General features: G+C 67.9%; 25 protein-coding genes. 11 read left to right on the plus strand and 14 right to left on the minus strand.

Annotation, left to right across the window (positions count from 1 at the left end; translation table 11 throughout):
- Positions 1-56: 56 nt before the first annotated feature.
- The 8 genes from MMB92_RS26335 to MMB92_RS26370 all read right to left on the minus strand — a co-directional run bounded on the left by MMB92_RS26335 (position 57) and on the right by MMB92_RS26370 (position 8,836).
- Positions 57-1,244 carry a beta-propeller fold lactonase family protein gene (locus tag MMB92_RS26335; protein WP_034203920.1) on the minus strand — a complete coding sequence of 396 codons (1,188 nt, stop codon included), beginning with the start codon at positions 1,242-1,244 and terminating at the stop codon, positions 57-59.
- A 127-nt stretch (positions 1,245-1,371) separates the two neighbouring features.
- Positions 1,372-2,874 carry a M81 family metallopeptidase gene (locus MMB92_RS26340; protein ID WP_080322379.1) on the minus strand — a complete coding sequence of 501 codons (1,503 nt, stop codon included), beginning with the start codon at positions 2,872-2,874 and terminating at the stop codon, positions 1,372-1,374.
- Positions 2,871-4,160 (minus strand): Zn-dependent hydrolase, encoded by a 1,290-nt coding sequence (locus MMB92_RS26345; protein WP_060213397.1) that lies wholly within the window; start codon positions 4,158-4,160, stop codon positions 2,871-2,873. Before MMB92_RS26345 ends, MMB92_RS26340 begins: the two co-directional genes overlap by 4 nt.
- A gap of 34 nt (positions 4,161-4,194) precedes the next feature.
- Entirely contained in the window at positions 4,195-4,896 is a 702-nt protein-coding gene (locus tag MMB92_RS26350) for an ABC transporter ATP-binding protein (protein ID WP_006485194.1), read from the minus strand.
- Positions 4,893-5,660, minus strand: a complete 768-nt coding sequence (locus tag MMB92_RS26355; RefSeq protein WP_034203918.1) for an ABC transporter ATP-binding protein — start codon at positions 5,658-5,660, stop codon at positions 4,893-4,895. The genes MMB92_RS26350 and MMB92_RS26355 overlap by 4 nt, the downstream gene beginning before the upstream one ends.
- Complete coding sequence (locus MMB92_RS26360) at positions 5,657-6,700, minus strand: branched-chain amino acid ABC transporter permease (RefSeq protein WP_058903831.1); 1,044 nt, start codon at positions 6,698-6,700, stop codon at positions 5,657-5,659. Before MMB92_RS26360 ends, MMB92_RS26355 begins: the two co-directional genes overlap by 4 nt.
- Entirely contained in the window at positions 6,697-7,557 is an 861-nt protein-coding gene (locus MMB92_RS26365; protein WP_006497936.1) for a branched-chain amino acid ABC transporter permease, read from the minus strand. The genes MMB92_RS26360 and MMB92_RS26365 overlap by 4 nt, the downstream gene beginning before the upstream one ends.
- 70 nt (positions 7,558-7,627) lie before the next feature.
- Entirely contained in the window at positions 7,628-8,836 is a 1,209-nt protein-coding gene (locus tag MMB92_RS26370) for an ABC transporter substrate-binding protein (protein WP_062885938.1), read from the minus strand.
- 229 nt (positions 8,837-9,065) lie between these two features.
- On the opposite strand from MMB92_RS26370, the gene MMB92_RS26375 reads away from it, so the two are divergent.
- Entirely contained in the window at positions 9,066-9,923 is an 858-nt protein-coding gene (locus MMB92_RS26375) for an FCD domain-containing protein (RefSeq protein ID WP_006497935.1), read from the plus strand.
- A gap of 78 nt (positions 9,924-10,001) precedes the next feature.
- Here MMB92_RS26375 and MMB92_RS26380 read toward each other — a convergent pair whose 3' ends face one another.
- From MMB92_RS26380 to MMB92_RS26390, 3 genes are read right to left on the minus strand one after another with little or no spacing between them, the layout of a single operon-like run.
- Entirely contained in the window at positions 10,002-11,441 is a 1,440-nt protein-coding gene (locus tag MMB92_RS26380) for an aldehyde dehydrogenase family protein (RefSeq protein WP_062885936.1), read from the minus strand.
- Between the two features lie 30 nt (positions 11,442-11,471).
- The gene (locus MMB92_RS26385) at positions 11,472-12,869 is read right to left on the minus strand and encodes an aspartate aminotransferase family protein (RefSeq protein WP_212066641.1); all 1,398 of its coding nucleotides are present in this window, start codon (positions 12,867-12,869) and stop codon (positions 11,472-11,474) included.
- 50 nt (positions 12,870-12,919) lie between these two features.
- The gene (locus tag MMB92_RS26390) at positions 12,920-14,308 is read right to left on the minus strand and encodes an APC family permease (protein WP_154641164.1); all 1,389 of its coding nucleotides are present in this window, start codon (positions 14,306-14,308) and stop codon (positions 12,920-12,922) included.
- 252 nt (positions 14,309-14,560) lie between these two features.
- On the opposite strand from MMB92_RS26390, the gene MMB92_RS26395 reads away from it, so the two are divergent.
- The gene (locus tag MMB92_RS26395) at positions 14,561-15,655 is read left to right on the plus strand and encodes an AraC family transcriptional regulator (protein WP_006484842.1); all 1,095 of its coding nucleotides are present in this window, start codon (positions 14,561-14,563) and stop codon (positions 15,653-15,655) included.
- Positions 15,656-15,665: 10 nt separating this feature from the next.
- On the opposite strand, the gene MMB92_RS26400 is transcribed toward MMB92_RS26395, so the two are convergent.
- Positions 15,666-16,616 (minus strand): LysR substrate-binding domain-containing protein, encoded by a 951-nt coding sequence (locus tag MMB92_RS26400; protein WP_006484834.1) that lies wholly within the window; start codon positions 16,614-16,616, stop codon positions 15,666-15,668.
- A gap of 164 nt (positions 16,617-16,780) precedes the next feature.
- Here MMB92_RS26400 and MMB92_RS26405 point away from each other — a divergent pair, with 164 nt between their 5' ends.
- Positions 16,781-18,082 carry an MFS transporter gene (locus tag MMB92_RS26405; RefSeq protein WP_006484820.1) on the plus strand — a complete coding sequence of 434 codons (1,302 nt, stop codon included), beginning with the start codon at positions 16,781-16,783 and terminating at the stop codon, positions 18,080-18,082.
- A 48-nt stretch (positions 18,083-18,130) separates the two neighbouring features.
- On the plus strand, positions 18,131-19,060 hold the full coding sequence (locus MMB92_RS26410; protein ID WP_006484846.1) for an agmatinase: 930 nt from the start codon (positions 18,131-18,133) through the stop codon (positions 19,058-19,060).
- A 382-nt stretch (positions 19,061-19,442) separates the two neighbouring features.
- Here MMB92_RS26410 and MMB92_RS26415 read toward each other — a convergent pair whose 3' ends face one another.
- Positions 19,443-19,625 (minus strand): hypothetical protein, encoded by a 183-nt coding sequence (locus MMB92_RS26415; protein ID WP_006484836.1) that lies wholly within the window; start codon positions 19,623-19,625, stop codon positions 19,443-19,445.
- On the opposite strand from MMB92_RS26415, the gene MMB92_RS26420 reads away from it, so the two are divergent.
- From MMB92_RS26420 to MMB92_RS26435, 4 genes are read left to right on the plus strand one after another with little or no spacing between them, the layout of a single operon-like run.
- Positions 19,624-20,340: an ABC transporter permease gene (locus MMB92_RS26420; protein WP_006484827.1), complete on the plus strand. Its 717-nt coding sequence runs from the start codon at positions 19,624-19,626 to the stop codon at positions 20,338-20,340. The genes MMB92_RS26415 and MMB92_RS26420 overlap by 2 nt on opposite strands.
- Entirely contained in the window at positions 20,337-21,248 is a 912-nt protein-coding gene (locus tag MMB92_RS26425; RefSeq protein WP_200061843.1) for a glycine betaine ABC transporter substrate-binding protein, read from the plus strand. Before MMB92_RS26420 ends, MMB92_RS26425 begins: the two co-directional genes overlap by 4 nt.
- Positions 21,249-21,258: 10 nt before the next feature.
- Entirely contained in the window at positions 21,259-21,912 is a 654-nt protein-coding gene (locus MMB92_RS26430; protein ID WP_059721462.1) for an ABC transporter permease, read from the plus strand.
- Complete coding sequence (locus MMB92_RS26435) at positions 21,909-23,084, plus strand: ABC transporter ATP-binding protein (RefSeq protein WP_006484826.1); 1,176 nt, start codon at positions 21,909-21,911, stop codon at positions 23,082-23,084. Before MMB92_RS26430 ends, MMB92_RS26435 begins: the two co-directional genes overlap by 4 nt.
- An 81-nt stretch (positions 23,085-23,165) precedes the next feature.
- On the opposite strand, the gene MMB92_RS26440 is transcribed toward MMB92_RS26435, so the two are convergent.
- Complete coding sequence (locus MMB92_RS26440) at positions 23,166-23,543, minus strand: sugar ABC transporter ATPase (RefSeq protein ID WP_077056920.1); 378 nt, start codon at positions 23,541-23,543, stop codon at positions 23,166-23,168.
- Between the two features lie 244 nt (positions 23,544-23,787).
- On the opposite strand from MMB92_RS26440, the gene MMB92_RS26445 reads away from it, so the two are divergent.
- The 3 genes from MMB92_RS26445 (at position 23,788) to MMB92_RS26455 (ending at position 26,180) form a co-directional block, all read left to right on the plus strand.
- Positions 23,788-24,768: a helix-turn-helix domain-containing GNAT family N-acetyltransferase gene (locus tag MMB92_RS26445; protein WP_043205865.1), complete on the plus strand. Its 981-nt coding sequence runs from the start codon at positions 23,788-23,790 to the stop codon at positions 24,766-24,768.
- Positions 24,769-24,900: 132 nt separating this feature from the next.
- The gene (locus MMB92_RS26450) at positions 24,901-25,590 is read left to right on the plus strand and encodes a pentapeptide repeat-containing protein (RefSeq protein WP_006497926.1); all 690 of its coding nucleotides are present in this window, start codon (positions 24,901-24,903) and stop codon (positions 25,588-25,590) included.
- Between the two features lie 368 nt (positions 25,591-25,958).
- A complete protein-coding gene (locus MMB92_RS26455; protein WP_077057161.1) occupies positions 25,959-26,180 on the plus strand; it encodes a hypothetical protein in 222 nt (73 codons plus the stop codon).
- The last annotated feature ends 211 nt before the right edge of the window (positions 26,181-26,391 follow it).

The following is a 26,391-nucleotide window of genomic DNA, read 5'->3' on the forward strand; positions in this document are numbered from 1 at the left end:
CGGGCGCCCCGTTCACTCAGGGATGCGAAAGAATTGACGAAGCGCGCGGCGGCGCGTCAGCGCGGCAACGTCCTCAGCGAAGACGGGCCGCCGGTCAGCGCGATCCGCTTGCCCGTATCGCGCAGCTTGCCGCCGTCGACCGCATACAGCGCAAGCTGCCGTTCGACGTTGAACTGCACGATCACGTGCCGGCTGTCGGCGGTAAACACGATGCCCTGCGCGGCTTCGCCGCCGGGCGCCTCGCTCACCTTCACGGCCTGCCCGTCGCGGATCTCGAACAGCAGCACTTTGCCGAGCTTGTGGCGGCCCGGGTTGTCGGCCGTCAGGTTCGAACCGTCCATCGCCTGCACGGCGATCCACTTGCCGTTCGGCGAAATCGCGACGCCTTCCGGCAGCGACGGCACCGTCAGGTACTGGACCGTGCGGAACGGCACGCGCGACACGTCGATCAGCGCGACCGAATCGGCGTCGCCCGCGAGCGTGCCGGAGTAACCGGGCAGCCCGGCGAGCCCGACGTTGCTGACGACGGCCCAGCGGTTGTCGCTCGACACGTCGATCGTGTACGGCGCGACACCGGTGCTCAGGCGCGTGCCGCTGTCGGTCACCTTGCCGTCGTCGACGTTCAGTACCGCGATGCCCTGCTCGTCGCGCAGCGACACGAGCGCATGCTTGCCGTCGTGCGTGAAGCTGATCCCGGCCAGCCGCTTCTTGCCGATTTTCAGGTTGCCGTCGAGCGTCACGTGGGTGCCGTCGATACGCACGATCGACACGCTGCCGTCGACGTTGGCGACGAGCGCGAGCCGGCCCGAGCGGTCGATCGCGATCCCTTGCGGATGCGTGCCGAGTTCGATGCGCGTGATCGCCGGCGGCGCGCTGTCGAGATTCACGACTTGTAGAAACGTGTCGAATACGAGCTGCTTCGCGGCCGTGTCGTAGCGCGTCGGCGCACCGACGAGCGCGAGCTTCGCATCGGGCGTGATCGCGACGGCCTGCGGCGGCCCCTGGATACCGTTCTCGACGTCGACCTGCAGTGCGACCTTCGGCGGGAAGGTGCTGGCGTCGAGCAGCGTCAGCGTGTCGGCGGGCGGGGCAGGCAGATAGGTGTCGCGGCCCTCGACGCGCTGGTACTTGCCGTCGTTGCCGGACACGATCCAGTCGGCGGCGTGCACGGCAACGGCCGTCGTGGCGAGGGTCAGCGCGGCGAGCAGGCGCGCGCTGCGCAGGCGGAAAGGATTCGAATGCATGGCGGTCGGTTCTCCGGATCGGTTGCGGACGCAATGGATTGCCCGGCCCTGCTGCTCGACGGGCCGGCGCTATCGGATGATGCCCGAAAGCGGGCCGACCCGGCGTCTCGCGCCCGGTCCGGTTCCGTCAATCCGTGCGTCGCGTCCCCGATGACCACTCGACGACGTCGTCGAGCGGATACACCGGCCGCGCGAGCCGCGCGTAGCGAAACAGCCCGAAGTCCGAGCCCGTCACGCCGCGGCTGTCGCATTCGACCAGCGCGGACGAAATCGGCACGAACACCGGCCGGCAATACATCCGCGACTTCAGCAGCAGGAAGCGCGCGCGCCGCGGATCGACACCCACGCTCTCGAACACGCCGAGATCCCATGGCTCCTGCGTGCGCTCGGTGACGACGAGCGTGGCCGTGCCGATGTCGAGCACCGCCGCGCGGCCCATGTACGCACGCTGCCCGGTGTACGTCGGCCCCGTGATCACGTACTCGCCGTCGGTGATCGCGCGCACGATGCCCGTCGCGCGGAACGGTTCGCGCCGCACGCCGCCGTGCGACGGCAGACGGTTGCCGACCGGCACCGTGACGGTAGCGCCGACGCCCGCGTCGATCAGCGCCGCGACGGCTTCGGGGTCGCACAACGGCCCGCTGACGATCCCGTCGAGCCCGTGCGCGAGAGCGGCTTCGAGCAGGTCCATCGTGTCGCACGGGCCGCCCGACATGCAGTTGTCGCCGTGATCGAGCATCAGCACCGGGCGGTCCGCACCGTCGGCGAGCGCCGCGGCCTGCGCGACCGATTCGGTGAGCGGCGCGCTGCGATAGACGAATTCGTCGCGCGCATCCCAGATCTGCCGCGCGATGCGTTCGGCGACGGCGTCGGCCGCGGCGCGGTCACCGTCGGCTACCACGACCACGCTGATGCACGGCGCGGGAATATCTGCGAGCGAGAAACCGGGCAGCACCGAGACCGCGAGCATGCCGTCCGCCTCGGCCGCGCATGCGGCTTCCACCGCGCGCCGCATCGCGCCTTCGGCGCTCGCGCTGCGCAGCGTCGACGTCATCAGCGGCGGCTGCCGCCACGCGAGCACGGGCCGCGCGCGGCCGTGCAGTCGGTCCAGCAGCAGCCGCGCCGCATGCTCGCCGGTCTCGTACATGTCGACGTGCGGATACGTCTTGAAACTGACGATCACGTCCGCGTTGTCGATCATCTTCTGCGTGACGTTCGCATGCAGGTCGAGCGCGACCGCGATCGGCGCAGCCGGCAGCGCCGCACGCACCCGCGCGAGCAGGTCGCCCTCGCCGTCCGCGCTCTGCTCGGCGACCATCGCGCCGTGCAGGTCAAGCATCACCGCGTCGCAGCCCGGCGCGGCGGCGACGATCGCATCGCAGATCGCCGCATACGCGTCGGCCGCGACCGGCCCGCTCGGGTTCGCGGCGGCCGACACCGGCGTCACGATATCGGCGCCTTCGCGCTCGGCCGCGTCGATGAACGCGGCCATCGCGGTGCGCATCCCGCGATTCGCGCGATACGCATCGTCGCCCCAGTCGGGGCCGTTACGGCCGAACGCGGCGAGCGGCGTCGGCACCGGCGAGAACGTATTGGTCTCGTGGTTCATCCGGGCGATCAGGATCTTCATCGTGCACGGCCCTCCGCAATCCCGGCCGCGCCCAGCATCGCATGCAGCAGCACGTTGCAGCCGGCTTCCAGATGTGCCGGATCGGCGTCCTCGATCTCGTTGTGGCTGATCCCGTCCTTGCACGGCACGAAGATCATCGCGGTCGGCGCCACACGCGCGAGATACACCGCATCGTGGCCCGCGCCGCTGATCACGTTCATCGACGACAGCCCGAGCGCGCGCGCGCCGGCGCGGACCTGCTCGACCAGCGCCGGATCGAACGGCTGCGGCGGAAAATACACGACCGGCTCGATATCGATCCGCATCCCGGCCGCCGCGCCCAGGTCGGCGCATGCCGCGCGCAGTTGCGCGTCCATCGCCGTCAGCGTCGCGTCGTCGGCCGCGCGCAGGTCGACGGTCAGCGTCACGCGGCCGGGAATCACGTTGCGCGAATTCGGGTGCACGTCGACCCAGCCGACCGTGCCGCGTCCGTGCGGCGGATGCGCGCGCGCGATGCCGTTCACGGCGCGCACGAGATCGGCCGCGACCAGCAGCGCATCGCGGCGCAGTTCCATCGGCGTGGGGCCGGCATGCGCCTCCATCCCGTGCACGGTCACGTCGTACCAGCGTTGTCCGAGCGCGCCCTCGACCACGCCGATCGTCGTGTCGTGCGCCTCCAGCACCGGCCCCTGCTCGATATGCGCTTCGAAATACGCGCCGACGGGATACGCGCCGCGCCCGTCGTCCGCACTGCCCGCGTACCCGATCGCGGCCAGCGCATCGCGCACCGACACGCCGTCGCGATCGCATTGCGCGAGCGCATGGTCGAGCGTGAACGCGCCCGCGAATACGCCGGAGCCCATCATCACCGGGACGAAGCGCGACCCTTCTTCGTTGGTCCAGACGGCCACCTCGAGCGGCGCGCGCGTGCGCACCCCGGCGGCGGCGAGCGTACGCAGCACCTCGAGGCCGGCCAGCACGCCGTAGTTGCCGTCGAACTTGCCGCCGGTCGGCTGCGTGTCGATGTGGCTGCCCGTCGCCACGGGCGGCAGGTCGTCCCGCTCGCCCGCGCGCCGCGCGAAGATATTGCCGATCGCATCGACGCGCACCGTGCAACCGATGTCCTTCGCCCACGCGACGAACAGGTCGCGCGCCTGGCGATCGAGGTCCGTGAGCGCGAGGCGGCACACGCCGCCCTTGTCGGTCGCGCCGATCCGCGCGAGCCGCATCAGGCTGTCCCACAGCCGCGCGCCATCGACGCGCAAGCCGGACGCCGCGACGCCCGGAGTCACATCCTGTACTTGCATCGTTGCCATTCCTCGCATTGAAAGGGCCCGGCGCTCATGCGACACCGACGCCCAGGTAGCGGTCCTTCACGTCATGGTCGGCCGCGAACGCCGCGTTGCTGCCTTCGTAGACGATCACGCCCTGTTCGATCACGAAGTGGCGATCCGCGAGCTGCGTGCACACTTCGAGGTTCTGTTCGACGAGCAGGATCGCGACACCGGCCGCCTTGATCTGCTTCAACTGCGCGACGATCTCCTCGACGATCACCGGCGCAAGCCCCTCGACCGGTTCGTCGAGCATCAGCAGCCGCGGATGATTCATCAGCGCGCGGCCGATCGCGAGCATCTGCTGCTCGCCGCCCGACAACTGCGCGCCGCCGTTGCGGCGACGCTCCTTCAGCCGCGGAAAGATCCGGTAGATGTCGTCGAGCTGCCACGGCGAATCGCGACGCGCGCCGAGCCGCAGGTTTTCCTCGACCGACAGCAGCCGGAAAATCCCGCGATGCTCGGGCACGAAGCACAGGCCGCGCGCGGCGATCCGGTGCGCCGGCTGCCCGGACACCGGCCGGCCCGCGAACGTCACCGTGCCGCCGGTCGGCGCGACGACGCCCGCGATCGTCTTGAGCGTCGTCGACTTGCCCGCGCCGTTGCGGCCGAGCAGCGTCACCGTCTCGCCTTCGTTCACGTTCAGCGAAATGCCCTGCAGCACGTGGCTCTTGCCGTAGCAGGCATGCACCTCCTTCACGTCGAGCATCATGCGCGGCCTCCGGTGATCATGTTGCCGAGATAGGCGCTGCGCACGCGCGCGTCGCCGCGAATCGCATCGGGTCGGCCTTCGACCAGCACGCGCCCCTGCTGCATCACCGTGATCGTGTCCGAGATGTCCATCACGATGCCCATGTTGTGTTCGATCAGCACGACCGTGTAGTCGTCGCGCAGGCCGCGGATCAGCGCCTTCATGTCGTCAAGATCGTCGATGCCCATGCCCGACGTCGGCTCGTCGAGAAAGATCGCGCGCGGCCGCGCCGCCAGCGCCATGCCGACCTCGAGCCGGCGCTGCTGCCCATGCGACAGCACGCCGGAAGCCGTGTCGGCGAAGCGCTGCAGGCCGAGCCGCTCGAGTACGTCGTCGACGATGCCTTCGTGCGCGAGCGCCCCGCGCGGCGGCGTCCACGGATTGAGCGCCCGCCGCGATTCGACGCCCTGCGCGGCGACGCGCAGGTTTTCGCGCACGCTCAGGTTCGGAAACAGGCTCGTCACCTGGAACGAGCGGGCGATGCCGCGCCGCACGCGCTTGTGATCGGGTTCGTGCGACACGTCGTGCCCGTCGAACAGGATCGAGCCCGACGTGATCGGCAGCGTGCCGGTCAGCGTATGGAACAGCGTCGTCTTGCCCGCGCCGTTCGGGCCGATCACCGAATGCACGGTGCGCGGCATGATGCGCAGATCGACGCCGCCCAGCGCGGTGAACTTGCCGTAGCGCTTGACGATGCCGCGCGCTTCGAGAATCGCTTCGCTCATTGCCGCTCCTTGACCGTGACCGCCGTGCGATCGCCACGCCGCAGCGACGCCACGACGCGTTCGCCCAGCCCCCACAACCCGCGCTGCATGAACAGGCTGACCGCGATCAGCACGAGGCCGAGCAGCAGCAGCCAGCGCGGCCACAGCGTCGACAGCCAGTCCGCGAACAGCACGTAGAACGCCGCGCCGAGCACCGACGCGAACAGGTTGCCCGTGCCGCCGATCACCGTCATCACGAGGATCATCTCGCTCGTGTGGTAGTCGATGTTCGACAGCGGCGCGATGCCCGTCATCAGCGCGTGCAGCGCGCCCGCAAGGCCCGTGACCGCGCCCGAGATCACGAACGCCGCGAGCTTGAAGCGCTTCACGTCGTAGCCGGCCGCCGCCGCGCGCGCCTCGTTGTCGCGAATCGCGAGCAGCGTCCGGCCGAATACCGAGCGCGATACGCGCAGCAGCAGCCAGAACACCGCGACGAACAGCACCGCGACGAAGCCGTAGTAGCGCCACGGCGAATCGAGCGACACGAGCGGATGGCCAAACGCGGACAGCGCCGGACGCGGGATGTCGAGCAACCCGTTGTCGCCGCCCGTCACATCCGGCGTCGTATACGCGAGGAAGTAGAACAGTTGCCCGAACGCCAGCGTCAGCATCACGAAGTACGTACCGCGCTGCCGGATCGAGAACCAGCCGACGAGTGCGGCCGCGATCGCGCCGAGCACCGCGGCCGCGACCAGCGCGGCCGTCACGGACGCGACGCCGCGCGTCAGCACCAGCCCCGCCGTGTAACTGCCGAGCCCGAAGAAGATGCCCTGCCCGAACGACAGCAGCCCCGTGTAGCCGAGCAGCAGGTTGCAGCCGAGCGCGGCGAGCGCGAACACCAGCACTTCGGTCGCGAGCGAGCCCGAACTCAACACGAGCGGCAACACGCACGCGGCCACCACCGCGAGCCAGCCTTCCGGCCGCTGCAGCGCTCCGCGCCACGGCCGCGGGCGTTGCGACGCCGCCGCGCCCGGCGGCAGCGGTTTCGACGATTCGATCATGCGGCCCTCCCCAGCAAACCGTTCGGACGCAGCAGCAGCACGGCGGCCATCGCGACATAGATCATCAGCCGCGCGCCTTCTGGCCACAGCGTGCTCATCAGGCTCTGCACGATGCCGACCAGCAGGCCGCCGACGAGCGCGCCGAGAAAATTCCCCATTCCGCCGACGACCACCACGACGAATGCAACGCCGAGCGCCTCGATCCCCATGAACGGATCGACGCCGCGGATCGGCGCGGCGAGCACGCCGGCCAGCGCGGCCGTCGCCGCGCCGAGCGCGAACACGAGGCTGAACACGCGCGTCACGTTGATGCCGAGCAGCGACACCATCTCCGTCGACTCGCTGCCCGCGCGCACCGTACTGCCGAGCCGCGTGCCGTCGAGCACCCACCACAGCAGCGCGGCGAGCACGGCCGTGAACCCGATCACGAACAGCCGGTACTTCGGATAGACGAAGCCGCCCCAGATCACGACGCCGTTCAGTGCGTCGGGCGGCGGCACGTTGTCGCCGAGCGGCCCCCACGCGAGGATCGCGCACTCCTGCAGCACGAGCGCGAGCCCCACCGTCGCGAGGATGTGGAATTCGTGCTGCTGCGCGTACACGTGGCGCAGCACGAGTTTTTCGACGCCCCACGCGAACGCGCCGACCACGAGCGGCACGATCGCGAGCGCGACCCAGAAATTCGCCGACCATTGCAGCGCCTGGTAGCAGAGATACGCACCGAGCAAATAGAACGCGCCGTGAGCGAAATTCACGAAGCGCAGCAGGCCGAACACGATCGACAGGCCGACGGCGAGCAGGAAATACAGCATGCCCACGCCGATGCCGTTGACGATCTGCAGCAGATAGACGTTCATGGCTTCCGTGTCGGAAAGGAAGGTAACGGACGCCCGCGGCGCGCGATGCGCCGCGAACGCATGCACGGCGTCAAGCGAGCTTGCAGCCCGTCTTGTCGAGCGGCAGGAACGACTGGCCCGAGCTGACGATGTCCGCATAGTCGTCCGCGTTCTTCATCCGGGCCTTCGGCTTGCCTTTCAGCAGGTAGTAGTTCTTCAGCACCTGGTGGTCGCCCTTGCGGATTTCCTCCGGGCCCGTGAGGCCGTCGTACTTCATCCCTTCCATCGCGGCGACGACCTTCTTCGGATCGGTGCTGCCGGCCTTCACCATCGCGTCGATCAGGATCTTCGAGCAGATGTACGAACCCGCGAGGCTGTAGTTCGGGTTCGCCTTGAACGCGGCGTTCGCGCGCTTCACCAGATCGCGGTTCAGCGGCGAATCGATGCCGTGCCAGTACTGCGCGCCGAAATACACGCCGTCGCAGATGTCCGGCCCGAGCGCCTCGAACTGTTCGAGGCCCGACGCCCACGCGAGCAGGATCGTGCAGTTGCGCTTCATCCCGAAGCTGACGGCCTGGCGCAGCGTGTCCGACGATTGCGAGCCGAAGTTCAGGATCAGCAGCACGTCGGGCTGCGCGGCGGCCGCGTTCGTCAGGTAGCCGCTGAACTCCTTCTCGGCGAGCGAGTGGTAGCTGTTGCCGACGTGCTCGATGCCCTTTTCCTTGAAGATCGCCTTCGCGGCCGACAGCAGCCCGTCGCCGAACACGTATTGCGGCGTGATCGTGTACCAGCGCTTCGCCTTCGGCAGCATCTGGATCAACGGGCGCACCGTCTGCTCGATCGCGCCGAAGGTCGGCACCGACCAGCGGAAGGTCGCCGCGTTGCAATCCTTGCCGGTGATCTCGTCCGCGCCGGCCGTCGTGATGAACACGCCGCCCGCCTTCTGGACTTCCTTGCCCATCGCCAGCGATTCGGACGACAGGATGCCGCCCGCGAAGAACCGCACACCCTTCTGCTGCGCGATCTCCTGCACGCGCCGCACGGCGGTCGCGGGCTTGCCCTCGGTATCGAGCGCCGTATAGGCGAGCGGCGCGCCGAGCACCTTGCCGTATTGCTTGACGACCAGTTGCATGCCGAGATCGGCGTACTTGCCGTTGGCGGCGAACGGGCCGGACATCGGCACCGGGCAGGCGAGCTCGATGGGCGAGCCCTGCGCGAACGCGACACGGGACGACATGCTGCCGAGCGCGCCCGGCACGGCCGACAGCGCGGCCAGTTTCAACAGTTCTCGGCGATTCAAGTTGACGCTCCTCATGATGGGGGACACACGCGATACGACCGACTGCCAAACCGTGCCCACGCCACTCCTGGATACGCGCCGCCGGTTCATTCTATTTATCATGATAAATAGAATGAACCTGATGCTAGAGTTGATCAAAATTGGTGTCAATCAGGCAAAATTCCGTACCCGCGCCGGGACCGATCGTCGACGATGACGCGGCGCGCGGTCAGACAAAGGAGTCGTGAAGATGGTCATGGACCGAGCCAGGGCGGGCCTCGCGGTCGAAATCAAGCAGCCGAAGCGGGCCGACCTCGTCGCCGAGGAGATCAAGCGGCTGATCACCGAGAAGGACCTGAAGCCGGGCGACCGCCTGCCGCGCGAAGCCGAGCTGCAGCAGCTCTATGCGGTGAGCAAGAGCACGATCCGGGAAGCGCTGAAGTCGCTCGAGGTGCAGGGGCTCATCAAGGTCACGACGGGGCCGTCGGGCGGCGGGATGGTCGTCGAGGTGCCGCTCGACCGCACGCTTCAGTTGTTGCAGAACTACCTGTTCTTCAAGGACGTGACGATCGACGACATCTATACGGTGCGCAAGCTGCTCGAACCCGAGCTGGCCGCCGGCGCCGTGCCGCACCTGACGGAGCGCGACTTCGCGGCGCTGGAAGCGAACATCGCGTGCTGCGACGGCGCGTCGGGCGTGCACGATCGCGGCCACATGCTGCGTCAGCGGCAGGAGGACACGACGTTCCACGACATCCTCGCGGCCGCGAATCCGAATCCGTTCCTGCGCTTCAGTTGCGAACTGATCAACGAGATGATCCGGCAGTTGATCGAGTTCCGGAACGATACGCCGCTCGTCGAGCACAAGCGCTTCGGCGAAGCGAACGTGTCGATTCACAAGGCGATCCTGCAGGCCGCGCGCGAGCGCGACGCCGAGCGCGTCCGGGCGCTGATGGTCGAGCACATGACCGAGGCGCCCAAGCATGTGAAGCGGATGAAAGGGAAGCTGCGCGGGCGGTTGATCCTCGATTCCGAGATTCGCCGGCGGGCCGCCGCCGCGCCGGTTGCGGGACCCGATGCGGCCGAGGCGGACGCGGAAGAGCGCTGAGCCGCGGCACCGGCGGCGTGGCGTCGGGGCCGGCCGCTGCGCGGCGACCCCGCGGACTTCTTCCGCGCGCTCAGGCCATCATCGCGCGTCGCCTTCCGTGTACCCGGTCGTGCCCTTCGTTTCCAGATACTCGACGAGGCCGAACTCCGCGTACTCGCGCCCGTTCCCCGAGCGCTTGTAGCCGCCGAACGGCGCGGCCGGGTTCCATGCCGGGTAGTTGATGTGGACGTTGCCGACGCGCAACCGCGCGGCGATCCGGCGCGCGCGCTCGAGATCCTTCGACTGCACGTACGCCGCGAGCCCGTAGACCGAATCGTTCGCGAGCGCGACGGCCTCGTCCTCGGTCCGGTAGGTCATGATCGACAGCACCGGTCCGAAGATTTCCTCCGTGGCGATCGTCATGCCCGGCGTGACGTTCGAAAACACCGTCGGCCGCACGTAGAACCCGTCCGCGAGCCCCTCCGGCCGGCCGGGGCCGCCGGCGACGAGCGTCGCGCCCTCTTCGATCCCGAGCCGGATGAAGTGCTGGATGCGCTCGAACTGCGTGCGGCTGACCACCGGCCCGATGCCGGTTTCCGTCGAACGCGGATCGCCGACGACGGTGCGTTCCGCTTCCCGGCGCGCCGCCTGCTCGGCCCGCGCCAGATGATCGACGTGTACCAGCATGCGCGTCGGCGCGTTGCACGACTGGCCGCTGTTGCTGAAGCAGCTGCGCGCGCCGCGCGTGACGGCATCCTCGATGTCGGCATCGGGCAGGATCAGGTTCGGGCTCTTGCTGCCGAGCTCCTGGTGCACGCGCTTCACGGTATCGGCCGCCGCCTTCGCGACCTCGACGCCCGCGCGCGTCGAGCCCGTGAACGACACCATGTCGACGTCCGGATGCCGCGACAGCGCGTCGCCCACTTCCTGTCCGTAGCCGTGCACGAGGTTGAACACGCCGGCCGGCACACCGGCTTCGTGCAGGATCTCCGCGAACAGGATCGCGCTGAACGGCGCGATCTCGCTTGGCTTGAGCACCATCGTGCAGCAGGCCGCGAGCGCCGGCGCGACCTTGCACACGATCTGGTTGATCGGCCAGTTCCACGGCGTGATCAGCGCGCACACGCCGATCGGCTCGTGCGACACCAGCAGCGAGCCGGTCTGCGTGCTGAAGCGGAACGACTGCAGCGCGCGGATCGTCTGTTCGAGATGCGCGGTGCCGACCGCCGCCTGCATCGCCCGCGCGAACGCGATCGGCGCGCCCATCTCCTGGCTGATCGTCTGCGCGACTTCTTCGTAGCGGCGCTGGTAGATCTCGAGGACGCGCTTCAGCAACGCGACGCGCTCGTCCACCGACCAGCGCGAATACGTGTCGAACGCGTGCTTCGCCGCGCCGACCGCACGGTCGACCTCGGTCGCGCCGCCGATCGCGAGCCGTGCATACGGCCGCGCGGTGGCCGGATCGATCACGTCGATCGATCGCGCCTCGGCCGGATCGCGCCACTGGCCGTCGATATAGGACTGCTGTGAGGTTCGCATCGAATGCTCCCGGAATGACGGATGCCGCGCTCAGCGCGTCGCCCGCGCGTAGGTCTCGACGAGGATGTCGCGGATCTGCGCGACGAACCATGCGATCTCGTCGCGCGACATCACCAGCGGCGGCGAAAACTGCACGATCGGCGTGCCTTCGTGATCCACGCCCGCGCGGCACAGCAGCCCCGCGTCGAAGATCGCCGGCGCGAGCAGCGTCGACACGAACGCCTGCGCGCTGATGCCGGCCGCCCAGCGGCGCGCGACCTTGTCGGTCACGAGCTCGAGCGAGTAGTGATAGCCGTCGCCGCGCACGTCGCCGACGCACGGCAGTTCGAGCAGCCCGTCGAGCGTCCGGCGAAACACCGCTTCGTTGTCGCGAACGTTCGCGAGCACCCCTTCGCGCTCCATGATCGCGAGGTTCGCGAGCGCGGCCGTGCACGCGACCGGATGGCCGCCGTAGGTCGCGCCGTGCAGGAACATCTGCTGCGGCCCGTCGAGCACCGTGTCGACGACCGCGTCGCTCGCGATCACGCCGCCGAGCGGCACGTAGCCCGACGCGATGCCCTTCGCGAACGTGATGATGTCCGGCTTCAGCCCGTAGCGCGCCGACCCGAAATACTCGCCGAGCCGGCCGAACCCGCAGATCACCTCGTCGGCGACGAGCAGCACGCCGTGCCGGTCGCAGATGTCGCGCAGCCCGGCCGCGTAGCCGGCCGGCGGCGTCAGGCTGCCGCCCGCGTTCTGCAGCGGCTCGACGACGATCGCGGCGACCGTGTCCGGCCCCTCCTGCACGATCAGCGATTCGATTTCGTCGAGCAGATGGCGCGTGAACTGCGCCTCCGTCTCGCCCGCCGGGCGGCCGTAGCGTTTCGTGTTGCCCACGTGCCGCACGCCCGACATCAGCGGCTCGAAATGCTTGCGGAAGTTCGTCATCCCGTTCAGCGCGAGCGCGCCGAACGACGTGCCGTGATACGCGACGCGCCGCGCGATGAACTTGCGCCGCTGCGGCTCGCCGCGCGACTGGTGATACTGGCGCACCAGCTTGATCGCCGATTCGTTCGACTCCGAGCCGCTCGACGTGAAGAACACGCGGTTCAGGCCCTCGGGCGCGAGCGCCGCGAGCCGGTGCGCGAGCCGGATCGCCGGTTCGTGCCCGTAGCCCCAGTTGGTCGCGAATGGCAGCCGCACCATCTGCTCGCGAATCGCATCGCCAATCTCCGCGCCGTGGTTGTAGCCGACCTGCACGCAGTACAGCCCGGCCAGCCCGTCGAAATAGCGCTTGCCGCTGCGGTCGACGAGCCAGCAGCCTTCGCCGCGGTCGAACACGGTCAGCGCGTTCTCGCGGTATGCATCGGCATGCGTGAAGTGCATCAGCAGATGGCGCTTGCCGAGCGCCTGCAGGTCCGCATCGAGATTGACGTCAACAGCGTGCATGGATCACTCCTCCTTCAGGGTTTCAAAACCGGCATCGCGCAGCCGGTCCTTCAATTCATCGACAGCGTCGGCGCCGGCCGCGTGAAACCGCGCGTCAGCCAGACGAGCTGGCAGAGCCCGACCACGAGCCAGCCGATGCCGACGTAGAACGTCTGGCGCGACAGCCCCGACCAGAGCCACACGTTCATCGCGAAGCCGATCGCCGGCATCAGGCCGTATGCAATCCAGCCCGCTGCGTGGCGATGCTCGGGCCGGCTCAGATAGCTGCGCATCACGCACAGGTTCACGATCGCGAACGCGACGAGCGCGCCGAAACTGATCATCGTCGACGCGAGATCGAGCGTGATGAACAGCGCGGACAGCGACACGACGCCGACCGCGAGCGTCGCCCGCACCGGCGTATGCAACCGCGCATGCAGATGGCCGAACACGCATTCGGGCAGCACGCGGTCGCGGCCCATCGCGAACAGCACGCGCGTCACGCTCGCCTGGCCCGCCATCGCGCTCGCGAAGCAGCCGGCCACGTACACCGCGACGAAGAACGCCGACAGCGTGCGGCCGCCGACCCGCCGCATCAGTTCGAGGCTCGCCGAATCGAGATCCTTGAACGCATGCCAGTCGGGAAACACCACTTGACCGACATACGCGATCAGCATGAACAGCAGGCCGCTCGCGAGCGTGCAGAGCAGGATCGCGCGCGGCACCGTGCGCCGCGGCTCGCGCGTTTCCTCCGACAGCGTGGTGACCGCATCGAAGCCGAGGAACGACAGGCACAAAATCGCGGCGCCGGCGAAGATCGCGCGTGCATCGCCGGACGACGGCAACGCGATGGCAATCGACAGCCCTTCGCCCGCCGCGACGTGCGCCGACGCGATCACGAAGACCGCGATGAACACGAGCTGGCTCGCGATCAGGATCAGGTTCACGCGATTGACGAGCCGGATGCCGACGATGTTCAGCCCGGTGATCAGCGCGATGCTGCCGATGATCCACACGCTGGCCGGCACCGTCGGAAAAATCTGTTTCATGTAGATGCCGATCGCGAGATAGCTGATCATCGGAATGAACAGGTAATCCATCAGCAACGCCCAGCCGACCATGAAACCGGCCGACGTGCCGAAGTTGCGGCTCGCGAACGTGTAGGCCGAGCCGGCGCTCGGCATCAGCCGCGCCATGTGGCCGTAGCTGCGCGCGGTAAACAGCATCGCGATCAGCGTGACCGCGTACGCGGCCGTCAGATGCCCGTTCGTCTCGCTCGTGACGAGGCCGTAGGTCGTGAACACCGTCATCGGCAGCATGTACGCGAGGCCGAAGATCACCAGCGTCGAGAGTCCGAGCAGGTGCGGCTTGCGTGCGTCGGTGTCGCCGCGCGGCGCGTACGCCTCGAACTCGTGCATCGCGGCGGCTGATGCGGTTCGACCTGGCCTGTCGTTGTCCATGCTGTCCTCACGTGGGTGGCGTCCATGACTTCAACACGCGTGCGTCCGGCGCTGCCGGCGGGGCACGACTGGAAGAAAGTGTGGTGCGCCAAAAAAATCGACGACGAATGAGAAAAGCGGACGTAATCGAGGGATATTTCCGGACACATCGTCGGGCATGGTGCCCTGCCGCCCTGCATGCTGCTGTGCGGCACTGGCGTTTTGCGGACATTCCGGCTATGTTCTGTGCGACCCCGTCACCGCATCGGCACCATGGACAGCCGTTCCCAACGAAACCAGAGCCGGGCCGAACGCAGCCTGCGTTCGGCGCTCGGCCTCGCGCGTCCGGCCGGACGCCAGGAGGATATTCCCGCCACGGTTCACGCGATCGCGGTCGCGCTGGACGAGTGCCGCGTGCGGCGCATCGACGGCGCCGCACTGCTCGAAGGCACGGGGCTCGGCGCGGACGAAGTCGCATCGCCGAACCTGCACGTGAATCGCGGCCAGGAGCAACGTTGCTTTCGCAACCTGCTGCGCTGCAGCGGCGTGCCGTCGATCGGGCTGTCGATCGGCGCGCGGCTGCATGTGTCGACGCTGGGTCTCGCCGGCTACGCGATGCTGATCAGCGGCTCGGTGATGCAGGCGTTCCGCTGCATGGGCCAGTTTCCGCTATTCATGGGGCTGTATTTCGACGTGCGTATCGACGCGCATGCCGGCGGCATGAGCGTGACCATCGGCCGCTACAACGGCGAGCCCGATCTCGAGGTGTTCCAGGCCGACATGTGCCTGTCGAGCCTGCGCCTGATCGTGTCCGACCTCGTCGGCAAGCCGGTGTGGCCCGAGCAGGTGCAGCTCGCGCGCCGCACGCCGCGCAACGCGGCCGACTACGCGCGCCACTTCGGCTGCCCGGTCGTCTTCAATGCGGCCGACAACCGGCTCGTGTTCACGTCGGTGAACGGCACGGAAGCGCCGCGCCTCGCGAACGAAGTCAGCTTCAATGCGCTGCACGGCCAGTGCGAGGTGCTCGAACGGCAGTGGGCCGCGTCGGTCGGCACGCGCTTCGCCGATCGCGCGAAGGAATTGATGGCGCGCGACCTCGTGCGGTTCAAGTCGATGACGGCGCTCGCCGGCGCGCTGCACCTGACCGAACGCACGCTGCGCCGGCGGCTCGACAAGGACGGCATCACGTTCCAGTCGTTGCTCGACGACGTGCGTCGCGACGAAGCCGTGCGGTTGCTCGACGATCATGCGTTGAGCGTCGCCGCGATCGCCGAGCGACTCGGTTACAGCGAACCGCGCAGCTTTCGTCACGCGTACCGGCGCTGGACCGGCAAAACGCCGCGCTCGGCGTCGGACACCGACGCGTGACGCGGATGCGTTACCGCTTCGCCCTGACGCGCCGCCGGCTCGCGCACCGGCGCGTCATGTCGACCTGAAGTCGCTTCGCCTGGCTTTCGAGGATCCGGCAGAACGCTTCGGTGAACGCACTACCCGGCCGCAGCGACGGGCGCAGCATCGCGATACGGCGCGGCGGAATCGTGTCGATCGGCACGAACGCGAGGCCGGCCGCATCGATCGACGCGGCGGTCAGGCTGTCGACGATCGCGCGCCGCCCGGCCAGTTGCACCATCCGGCACGCGAGCGCCGAACTCGACACGCGCGCGTGAATCGTGTGCCGGTTCTCGGACGCCGACAGCAGCGCCTCCAGTTCGGGGATGCCTTCCAGCGCATCGACGCTCGTCAGCCCGCCGGCTTCGAGATCGGCGAGCGTCACCGTCTGCCGCACGGCCAGCGGATCGTCGGCGCGCATCGCGCAGACGATCGTCGAGTCGAGCAGATGCTGTTCGGTGACGTTGCGCATCGCGCGAAACGGCGCGCAGATGCCGAGATCCACTTGCTGGCTCTCGACGAGATCGAGCATCCGCTCCGCGTTCTCGATCGCGACTTCGACGAACACCTTCGGGTACTTCGCCTGGAACACGGTGATCGCTTCCGGCAGCAGCCGTTCGGTGACCGCCGGATACGCGCAGATGCCGAGGCGGCCGAGCGTGCCCGCGCGCAAGCCGTCCGCGAGTTCGTTGAGCGCATGCAGGCTCGCGTTGGTCCGCTCGGTCTGCTCGAACAGCAGGATCGCTTCGGCCGTCGGCAGCAACCGGCCTTTCTCGCGCTTGAACAGCTCGACGCCGAGGCTTTCTTCCAGCACCTTCAACTGCTTCGTGACCGCCGGCTGAGAGATGTGCAGATTGCGCGCCGCCGCCGTCAGCGTCCGGCACCGGACCACCTCGTACAGCAGTTCGACCTGGTGATAGTTCAGCGTTCGCCTTGCCATGTTCCGCCTCCTTTCGACGCCGCGCGATCGCGAGAGCATAACCCACGGTTATAGGTCGCGGTCCGACAATGTATTGGCGGAACAGGCCGGAATTCGATGAAATCACGGCTTTGAACACAAAAGCGGCCGCAACGGGCAGGTCAGGGGACACAACGATGCAGACAATGTCGAGCTCACGGGCGCACAAGCCCACCAAATTCCGCTGGTTCATGGTGTTCCTCGCGTTTCTCGCGATCGTCACCAACTACATGGACCGCGCCAACCTGGCGGTCGCGCTGCCGTACATGAATACGGAGCTGCACCTGTCGTCCGCCGAATCGGGCCTGATCCTCGGCGCGTTCTTCTGGACTTATGCTGCCTGCCAGATCCCGGCCGGCATGCTCGTCGACCGGTTCGGCGCGAAACTCGTGTTCGCGGGCGCGGTCGTGTGGTGGTCGGCATTCACGATGGCGACGAGCCTCGCGCGCGGCGGCGCGTCGCTGCTCGGCCTGCGTTTCCTGCTCGGCGTCGGCGAAGCCGGCGCGTTCCCGTCCGCGACGAAATTCGTCGAGCGCTGGTTCCCGCCGACCGAACGCGGCCTCGCGTCCGGCATCTACGATTGCGGCGCGCGCGGCGGCACACTGATCGCGCTGCCGATCTGCACCGCGATCATCACCGCGTACGGCTGGCGCGCGTCGTTCATCTTCACCGGCGCGATCGGCCTCGTGTGGGTCGTCGTCTGGCTGCTGGTCGCGAGCGAGTTTCCGTCGCAGAACCGCTTCGTCAACGCGGCCGAAGCCAAGCACGTCGACCAGGACGCACCCACCGAAAAGCACGCACCGGTCCGCATCAAGTGGGGCCGGCTGTTCACGTCGCGTGTGGTGTGGGCAATGTCGCTCGGCTTCGCCTGCCAGGGCTACGTCGTCTACTTCTTCATCACGTGGTACCCGACCTACCTGGTGAAGGAACGCGGTTTCAGCCTGCTGCAGCTCGGTTTCTACGGCATCCTGCCCGGCCTCGCGGGGCTGGTCGGCTCGTGGGTCGGCGGCTGGATCTCCGACCGCATCGCGGCAAGCCACTACGGCCTGAACTTTGCGCGCAAGTTCTGCATCGTCGTCGGGATGGCGCTGAGCGCGACGATCGGTCTGGCGGGGCTCGCGTCGCAGGCTTGGCTCGCGCTGCTGCTCCTGTCGATCGCGTTCTTCGGCGTGTCGGTCGCCACGTCGAGCATTCTCGCGCTGCCGGCCGACGTGTCCGCACGCGGCGAACGCTCGGTGGCCGGCACGGTCGCCGGGTTCCAGAACTGCATCTCCAATCTCGCGGGCATCGCGAGCCCGGCCGTGATCGGCCTGCTGAAGGACGCGACCGGCTCGTTCACGCCCGGCCTGATCTCGGCGTCGATCATGGCGATCATCGGATGCCTGATCTACATCTTCATGCTCGGGCCGATCCGCTCCGACGTGCTCGAACACGTGGTCGCCGACTGACGGTCACACGTTCACACGCGTTCGGCCCGCTTATTCAACGAGGAAAACATGCTTTGCGATTCACCGAAGGTGCCGTTTCTTGCTCAGGGTTGCGAGCCGGATACGGAGCGAGTCTCCGCCACGTTCGCCGTCCTCGGCGCGCCGTACGGCGTGCCGTACGGCCCGGCGCTGCTGCACTGCGACGCGTCCAACGCGCCCGACAAGGTGCGCGAGCGCAGCTTCCGCTACGGGCGCCAGATCGGACACTATGACTTCGACCTGCAGGGCACGCTGTTCGGCGACACGGGCGCGACCTGCGTCGATTGCGGCAACCTGCCCGGCACGCTGGACGTCGCGCGCAACGCGGCGGCCGTGACGTCCGCCGTCGCGTCGCTGCTCGAGCGCGGCGCGATTCCGGTGGTGCTCGGCGGCGACGATTCGATTCCGGCGCTGTGCGTGCGCGCGTTCGACGCGTACGGACCGCTGAACGTGCTGCAGTTCGACGCGCATCTCGACTTCCGCGACGAGGTGAACGGCGAACGGCACGGCTATTCGAGCCCGATCCGGCGCATCCGCGAGATGCCGTTCGTCAGGCGGATCGTCCAGGTCGGCCTGCGCGGCAGCGGCAGCGCGCGCCCGAGCGACGTGGAGGACGCGCTGCGCTCGGGCAACGTGCTCGTGCCGGCCGACGTCGTGCACGATGAAGGCATCGAAGCCGTCACGCGGCACCTCGTGGACGACGCGCCGTGGTTCGTGACCGTCGACATCGACGGCCTCGACCCGAGCATCGCGCCGGGCGTGGTCGCGCCGATGCCGGGCGGCCTGACGTTCCACCAGACGCGCGGCGTACTGCGGCACCTGTGCGCGAACACGCGGCTCGCGGGAATCGACGTCGTCGAATATCACCCGGCGCTCGATGTGCGCGAGATGACCGCGCTGACGATCGTGCGGCTGCTGACCAACGTGATCGGCACCACCGCGCGCCGCATCGCGCGGTAACGATTTCATGCGGCGAGACCGCTCGCGCATCGCCCGTCGCCACGCCGGTCTCGTCCACTGATTCGGGCTTCGAATCAATTTTCACGCACCCTGCTCGTGGCCCTCGCACGACCGGCCACGCATCGCCGCGATCGCTCCCCACGGTAGACGCGTTCGATCGATTGTTCTATACTCGCCTCAACTTCATCACAAAACGCATGATCTCGTGCGCAACGTGATGTCATTTCGCACTTCGTTGCGCATGCATCCGTTTCGCCACGTCAAAGGGGCCTCCGGCCCCAGCGGTCGGCGCCAAGCCGCCCGCATCCATGCCGTCTTCACGGGACGGTGCCCTGCTCGAACGCGCCTCGCCGTTACGGCGCCGCCGGGCTGAACCTGACAATCAGACGAACGCGTCGTCGCGTTCAACCGACCGCCAGCCGCACCTCGGTGCAGCCGGCAGCACTGTTTCCGTCAGTTCAATCGCGGCCATGCCGGGATCACGAACTTCCATCGCGACGCCATGCGGCGTCATCGCGGCGTGCGCCTGCGCGCGCCGCACCGAATCGAGGAGGCGTATCTTCATGACTCGACGCACTGTCCAGCTGGTGGGCAGCCTGGTGGCCATCATCGCCGTGGGATGGGCATTGGCGCGCGGCATCGGCGCCGAGACGTTCAAGCAGCGCTCGGACGATCTCGCCTACTACGCGGGCCAGCACATGCTGCTGGTCGTCTATTCGATGACACTGGCCATCGCCGTGGGCGTGCCGGCCGGCGTACTGCTGAGCCGGCCGCGATTCCAGCGCCAGGCCGAGCGCTTCATGCAGGTCTTCAACATCGGCAATACGATCCCGTCGCTCGCGGTGCTCGCCATCGCGCTCGGCATCTTCGGCATCGGCAACGTGCCGGCGATCGTCGCGCTGTTTCTCGCCTCGCTGCTGCCCGTCACGCGTAACGCCTACGAAGGGATGAAGAACGTACCGGCCGCGCTGCGCGAAGCCGCCAAGGGCATCGGCATGACGGGCTGGCAATCGCTGGTTCGCGTGGAATTGCCCAACGCCTTGCCGATCATCGTCGGCGGCGTGCGCACCGCGCTCGCGATCAACGTCGGCACGGCGCCGCTCGCGTACCTGATCGGCGCGGACAGTCTCGGCTCGCTGATCTTCCCCGGCATCTACCTCGACAACCAGCCGCTGCTGCTGCTCGGCGCATCGCTCACGGCGATCCTGGCACTGGTGCTGGACGGCATCGTCGCGGCCGGCAGCCGTCACTGGCTGGCACGCCACGGAGGTGCCGCATGACGCTTCATCGCATCCTTCGATCGTTCGCACGCCTGTGCACCGTCGGCGCGCTGTGCGTCGCCGCGAGCACGCCGGCGTTCGCCGCGAAGCTCGTGCTGGGCGCGAAGAACTTCACCGAGCAGTACGTGCTGGCGGAACTCACGTCGCAATACCTGCGCTCGCGCGGCTACGACGTCGAAGTCCGCGCCGGGCTCGGCAGCACGCTCGCGCGCAGCGCGCTGGAGAACGGCCAGTTCGACCTGATGTGGGACTACACGGGCACGGCGGCGCTCGTCTACAACAAGATCCAGGACAAGCTGTCGCCCGAGGAGATGTACCGGCGCGTCAAGGCGCTCGACGTGCCGCGCGGGCTCGTGTGGCTCGATGCGTCGCCGCTCAACGACACCTACGCGATCGGCCTGCCGAGCGAACTCGCGCAGGCCACCGGCATCCGCACGGTGTCGCAGCTCGCCGAGCACCTGAAGAACGATCCCGCCGCGAAGCATTACGTATTCGGCATGGATGCGGAATTCGCGAATCGCCCCGACGGCCTGAAGCCGCTGCTCGCCGCCTACGGCATGCAGTTCAGCCGCGCGCAACTGAAGCAGATGGATCCGGGGCTCGTCTATACGGCCCTGCACAACAATCAGTTGAAGATCGGCCTCGTCTACACGACCGACGGCCGCGTGAAGGGCTTCGGCATCGTGCCGCTCGAGGACGACAAGCACTTCTTCCCGCCGTACAACGCGACGCCCGTGGTCCGCAAGGGCACGCTTGAAAGCAATCCGAAGCTCGCGACGCAGCTCAACGCGCTGTCGGCCGCGCTCGACAACGACGCGATGCAGGCGATGGCCAAGGCCGTCGATCTCGACGGCAAGTCGCCGCGCGACGTCGCCGATGCGTTCCTGCGCAACCACCCGCTGCCCTGAAGGAGGACCGATGAGCGTATTCGACTATCTCGCTTCGAGCTGGCCCGAGTTGCTGCAGCTCACGCTGCAGCACGTGTGGCTCGTCGCGATCGCCGTAGGTTGCGCGATCGTCGCCGGCGTACCGCTCGGCATCCTGATCAATCGCCACGAATGGCTCGCCGGGCCGCTGCTCGGCATCGCCACGCTCGTGCTCACGCTGCCGTCCATCGCGCTGTTCGGCCTGATGATCCCGTTCTTCTCGCGCTTCGGCCAGGGCATCGGCGCCGCGCCCGCGATCACGGCCGTATTCCTCTACTCGCTGCTGCCGATCATGCGCAACACGTACCTGGCCTTGCACAACGTGGATGCGGGGATCAAGGAAGCCGGCACCGGCATCGGGATGACGTCGTGGCAGCGCCTGCGTCTCGTCGACTTGCCGCTCGCGGTGCCGGTGATTCTCGCGGGCGTGCGCACCGCGGTCGTGATGAACATCGGCGTGATGACGATCGCCGCCGTGATCGGCGCGGGCGGCCTCGGCACGCTGATCCTGCGTGCGATCGGGCAGAGCAGCATGATGAAACTGCTGGTGGGCGCGGTGCTCGTGAGCCTGCTCGCGATCGTCGCCGACCGGCTGCTGCAGATGCTGCAACGTGCATTGACACCGAAGGGAGTGCAGAAGACATGATCGAACTCGACCAACTGACCAAGACCTTCACGCGCAAGGACGGCCAGGCCGTGCGCGCGGTCGACTCCGTGAGCCTGTCGGTGCCCGAAGGGGAAATCTGCGTGTTCCTCGGCCCGTCGGGCTGCGGCAAGACCACCACGCTCAAGATGATCAACCGGCTCATCGCCGCCACGTCGGGCCGCGTGCTCATCAACGGCGAGGACACGGCGCAGCTGAACGAAGTCGACCTGCGGCGCCACATCGGCTACGTGATCCAGCAGATCGGCCTGTTCCCGAACATGACGATCGAGGAGAACATCACCGTCGTGCCGCGCCTGCTCGGCTGGGACAAGAAGCGCTGCGCCGAACGCGCGCGCGACCTGATGTCGATGGTCGCGCTCGATCCGAAGCTGTACCTGAAGCGCTATCCGCGCGAGCTGTCGGGCGGGCAGCAGCAGCGCATCGGCGTGATTCGCGCGCTGGCCGCCGATCCGCCCGTGCTGCTGATGGACGAGCCGTTCGGCGCGGTCGATCCGATCAATCGCGAATCGATCCAGAACGAGTTCTTCCAGATGCAGCGGCAACTGAACAAGACCGTGATCATGGTGAGCCACGACATCGACGAAGCGATCAAGCTCGGCGATCGCATCGCCGTGTTCCGGCGCGGCCAGCTCGTTCAGTACGATCACCCCGACACGCTGCTCGCCCGCCCGCGCGACGAATTCGTCGCGCAGTTCGTCGGCCAGGACAGCACGCTCAAGCGCCTGCTGCTCGTGAAGGCCGGCGACGCCGCCACGCAACCCGAAACCGCGCGCGTCGATACGCCGCTCGCACACGCACTGGCGGTGATGGACGAAACCGACTGCCGCTACCTGACCGTGCTCGACGACGCGGGCCGGGCGCTCGGCTACGTGACGCGCCGCGCGGCACGCACCGACGGCGGCGTGTGCGGCGAACGCGTGACGCCGTTCCCGGCCGGCGTCGCGGCGGACGACAACCTGCGCATCGTGCTGTCGAAGATGTACCAGTACAGCGCGTCGTGGATGCCGGTGCTCGACCCCGACGGTGCGTGGCTCGGCGAGATCACGCAGGACTCGATCGCCGCGTACCTCAGCTCGGGCCGCTCGCGCCGGCAAACCGGCCAGCCGCCGGGCAGCCCGGCCGAGACGGTCGCCTCGGTCGCCACGTCCTGAGTCGCGCCCGGGACGGTGCTTCGTTGCACCGGCTTCGGGAAGTGAATCGACATCGCGCGTTGCAGAAAGCAACCAGACGCATCAGCGCAGCGGCGCTCGCGTTTTTCCGTCGACCTTCAATGTGCGCCGATCGCGCGCGACTTCGTATTCGACGGTCTGCGCGGGCGTGACGGCACCATACGATCGGCCGTTCACATAGACGACGCCGTCGAGCAACTCCACCCTGTCGCCGTTGACGGTCGCCGTGGCCCGGTCGCCCTGCAAAACCGCGCCCGAACAACCGGCGGTCGAGAAGCTGCGGACCGACGTGCCCGGCATCGCGGCGTTCCCGCCGCGCTGATCCGCCGCATGCGCGGCGCTGCACGGCGCCGCATCCATCGCGCCGGCCGCATGGAGCGGCGCCGCGCCGAGGCCACTCCCGGCCAGCAACGCGATCGTCATCGGCAACAGCTTGTTCATGGTGATCTCCGTGGTCCGCGGTCGTCGATCGAGGGTCGGCCGATGCCCCTGCTCGCAGCTCTGCCAACGCCGCCCAGTATGCAGCCACTTCGCCGCGCCCGGCCATCCGCTTCAGTACCCGTCGCGGTGGCGGCCGCACGGATGCGCCGCCCCGAAGCAATCGATTACGTGAAAATCCGCCTTGATCAAGTTGCGACCCGCAACTATTATCGATTGCGATACGCAACCTTTTCAGGGGCAGACCATGGACCTCATCGACGCGCCGGCCAAGCCGCGCGACGCGACCATCCTCGAATTGCGCGACTTCTCGCGCAAACTGGTACGCGAGCTCGGCTTCATGCGCGCGACGCTGGCCGACAGCGACTGGGCGCCGTCGGCCGTGCACGCGATCCTCGAGATCGGGATGGCGCCCGGCATCAACGCGAAGGATCTGGGCGCCATCCTGCGGCTCGACAAATCGAACACGAGCCGGCAACTCGCGCGGCTCGAAGCCGCCGGTATCGTGGAGCGGCGCGTGTCGAGCGAAGACGCGCGGGCGATCGAGCTGTACCTGACCGCCGAAGGCAAAAAGCTCCGAAAAAGAATCGATACGTTCGCGACCGATCAGGTGTCGAACGCGCTGCGCCGGATGATTCCGGCCGACCAGCAGGCGCTGCTGCGTTCGCTCGCGCTGTATGCCGATGCACTCGCCCAGGACAACGCGGCCCGCGCGCCCGTCGCACCCGCCGACGCGCCGTCGATTCGCGAAGGCTATCAGCCGGGCTGCATCGGCGACATCGCGAGCCTGCATGCGCGCTTCTATGCGGAACACTGGGGTTTCGGCGCCTTCTTCGAACAGCGGGTGGCGACCGAGCTGGCCGCCTTCGCGGGCACGCTGCCGGCCGCCGGCAAGGCGCTGTGGCTGTGCCAGGAAGACGGCCGGACACTCGCGTCGCTCGCGATCGACGGCGACCCGGCGACGGGCGTCGCGCACCTGCGCTGGTTCATCGTCAACGACGCGTTGCGCGGCTCGGGCGTCGGGCGTCAATTGATGACGCTGGCGATGCGTTTCGTCGACGAACACCGGTTTCGCGAAACCTACCTGTGGACCTTCAAGGGGCTCGATGCGGCGCGCCATCTGTACGAGTCGTTCGGCTTTGCGTTGACGAACGAGTCGGCAGGCACGCACTGGGGAACCAAGGTCGTCGAGCAGCGCTTCAGCCGGCCCGGGCCGTCCGGCGATTGATATCGGCGGACAGCTTCGCCGTGCGTGGGGGGCAGCAGCCCGGCGTTAGCTGTCGCACGCCGCCCGATGCACGACGCGCGCGAAATCCGGATAATGTCTGCCCCGAACATTCGCCCGACAATGGATCCGCTCATGACTCCCGGTGTCCTCGTGACCGGCCGCACGCTGGATCGCGCCGAATTGATGCAGCTCATCGAAGGCTCACCTGCGCCCCTCCACCTGGAGGATTGCGACCTCGAAAGCGCCGATCTGTCGCGCCTGGATCTGCGCGGCGCGCGATTCGAGCGCTGCGCGCTCGCGGAAGCGTCGTTCGTCGGCGCCACGCTCGCACACACCACGTGGATTCGCTGCCGGGCCCGCCAAACCGACTTTGCGTCGTCGGATCTCGAGGACGCCGCGTTCCGGTCGTGCGACCTCAACAATACGAGCTGGCGGCGCAGCAAGCTCGGATCGGTCCGCTTCAACGAATGCCGGCTGACCGGTGCCGATTTTGAGGAATGCAAATCGCTTGGGCTCGAATTCGCCAGCACGCTGCTGGTCGGTGCGAGCCTGCGGCGCTTTTCGTTCCGTAAAACCCGGCTCGTGGCGCTCGATTTCTCGGACGCCGATCTCGCCGGCGCGGACTTCCGCGATGCCGTGTTCGAAGGCGGCAGCCTGCGCAACGCACATCTGAACGACGCCCGCTTCGAGGGTGCCGACCTGCGCGACGTGGATCTGGGCGGCACGCCCAGGCTGCTCGCGTCCGGCGTGCTGCGCGGCGCGACCGTCTCCTACGATCAGGCGGCCATGCTGATCGAGAACTTCGGGATTCGGGTCGCATAACGCGCCGCCACAACCGCGCCGGCTTCGTCGTCGCGAGACGGCGCGGGTCATCCCGCCGTCTAATATTCTCATCACTTCGACCGCATTCCGGCCGCCGCCAGTACGCTCGCAAGCGCGACATGCACGCTGCCGCACCGCGTCGCCACCCTGCCCATCACTAGGGAAAATCCGGAGACATCCTTACAGCGATTTATCCGATGATTCACGGGAGCGTCATATTTCGGCGATTTCGCTGAATGCCAAGCTTTCAGTCCGCGCCATGCAGCCGATGCCGCCCCGCGGCAATCGCGATGACCGCAGCCTGAAACGGTAGCCGTTGGCGAAGCGTCGGGTGTTCAATACTTTCAACAACCCGGTCGAGAGTAATCGTGAGAATCCGTGGCCCGCTGGTGCGATGGAGACGAGGCGATGCGCGAAACCTGCGCGCCGCGCCGCCGTCCCTCGACGACCGTGACGGCTGGCGAAGTCCTCGCCTGTCTCTGTCGATCTACACCATCCTGTCCCGCCGTTCCGTTCGCCGTCACAACGCCGTCGCCGCCCGTGCGTCCGTCGCGATCCATACCGACGACGTGGCGTCGCTGCTGCCTTAGCGCGCCTTTCCCCTTCTTCGTTCCGTTCGACCTGCGCATCGTGTCGCCTGAGCGGCGACGGGATCGGCTCGCGCCGCGTTTGGCCGCAAGCCCGCGCGACATCGAACGCACTCCTGATTGCATTGCACTGCCCGTGCTCGTCGACAGCACGGATCACGCACGCCTGTTCCATCCGATGAACCGTCGCGCGACGGCCCGCACACCGGGCTCG

Origin of the sequence: Burkholderia sp. IO2, from assembly GCF_029522185.1 — a bacterium.
In the GTDB taxonomy this organism is placed as follows: Bacteria; Pseudomonadota; Gammaproteobacteria; order Burkholderiales; family Burkholderiaceae; genus Burkholderia; species Burkholderia cenocepacia.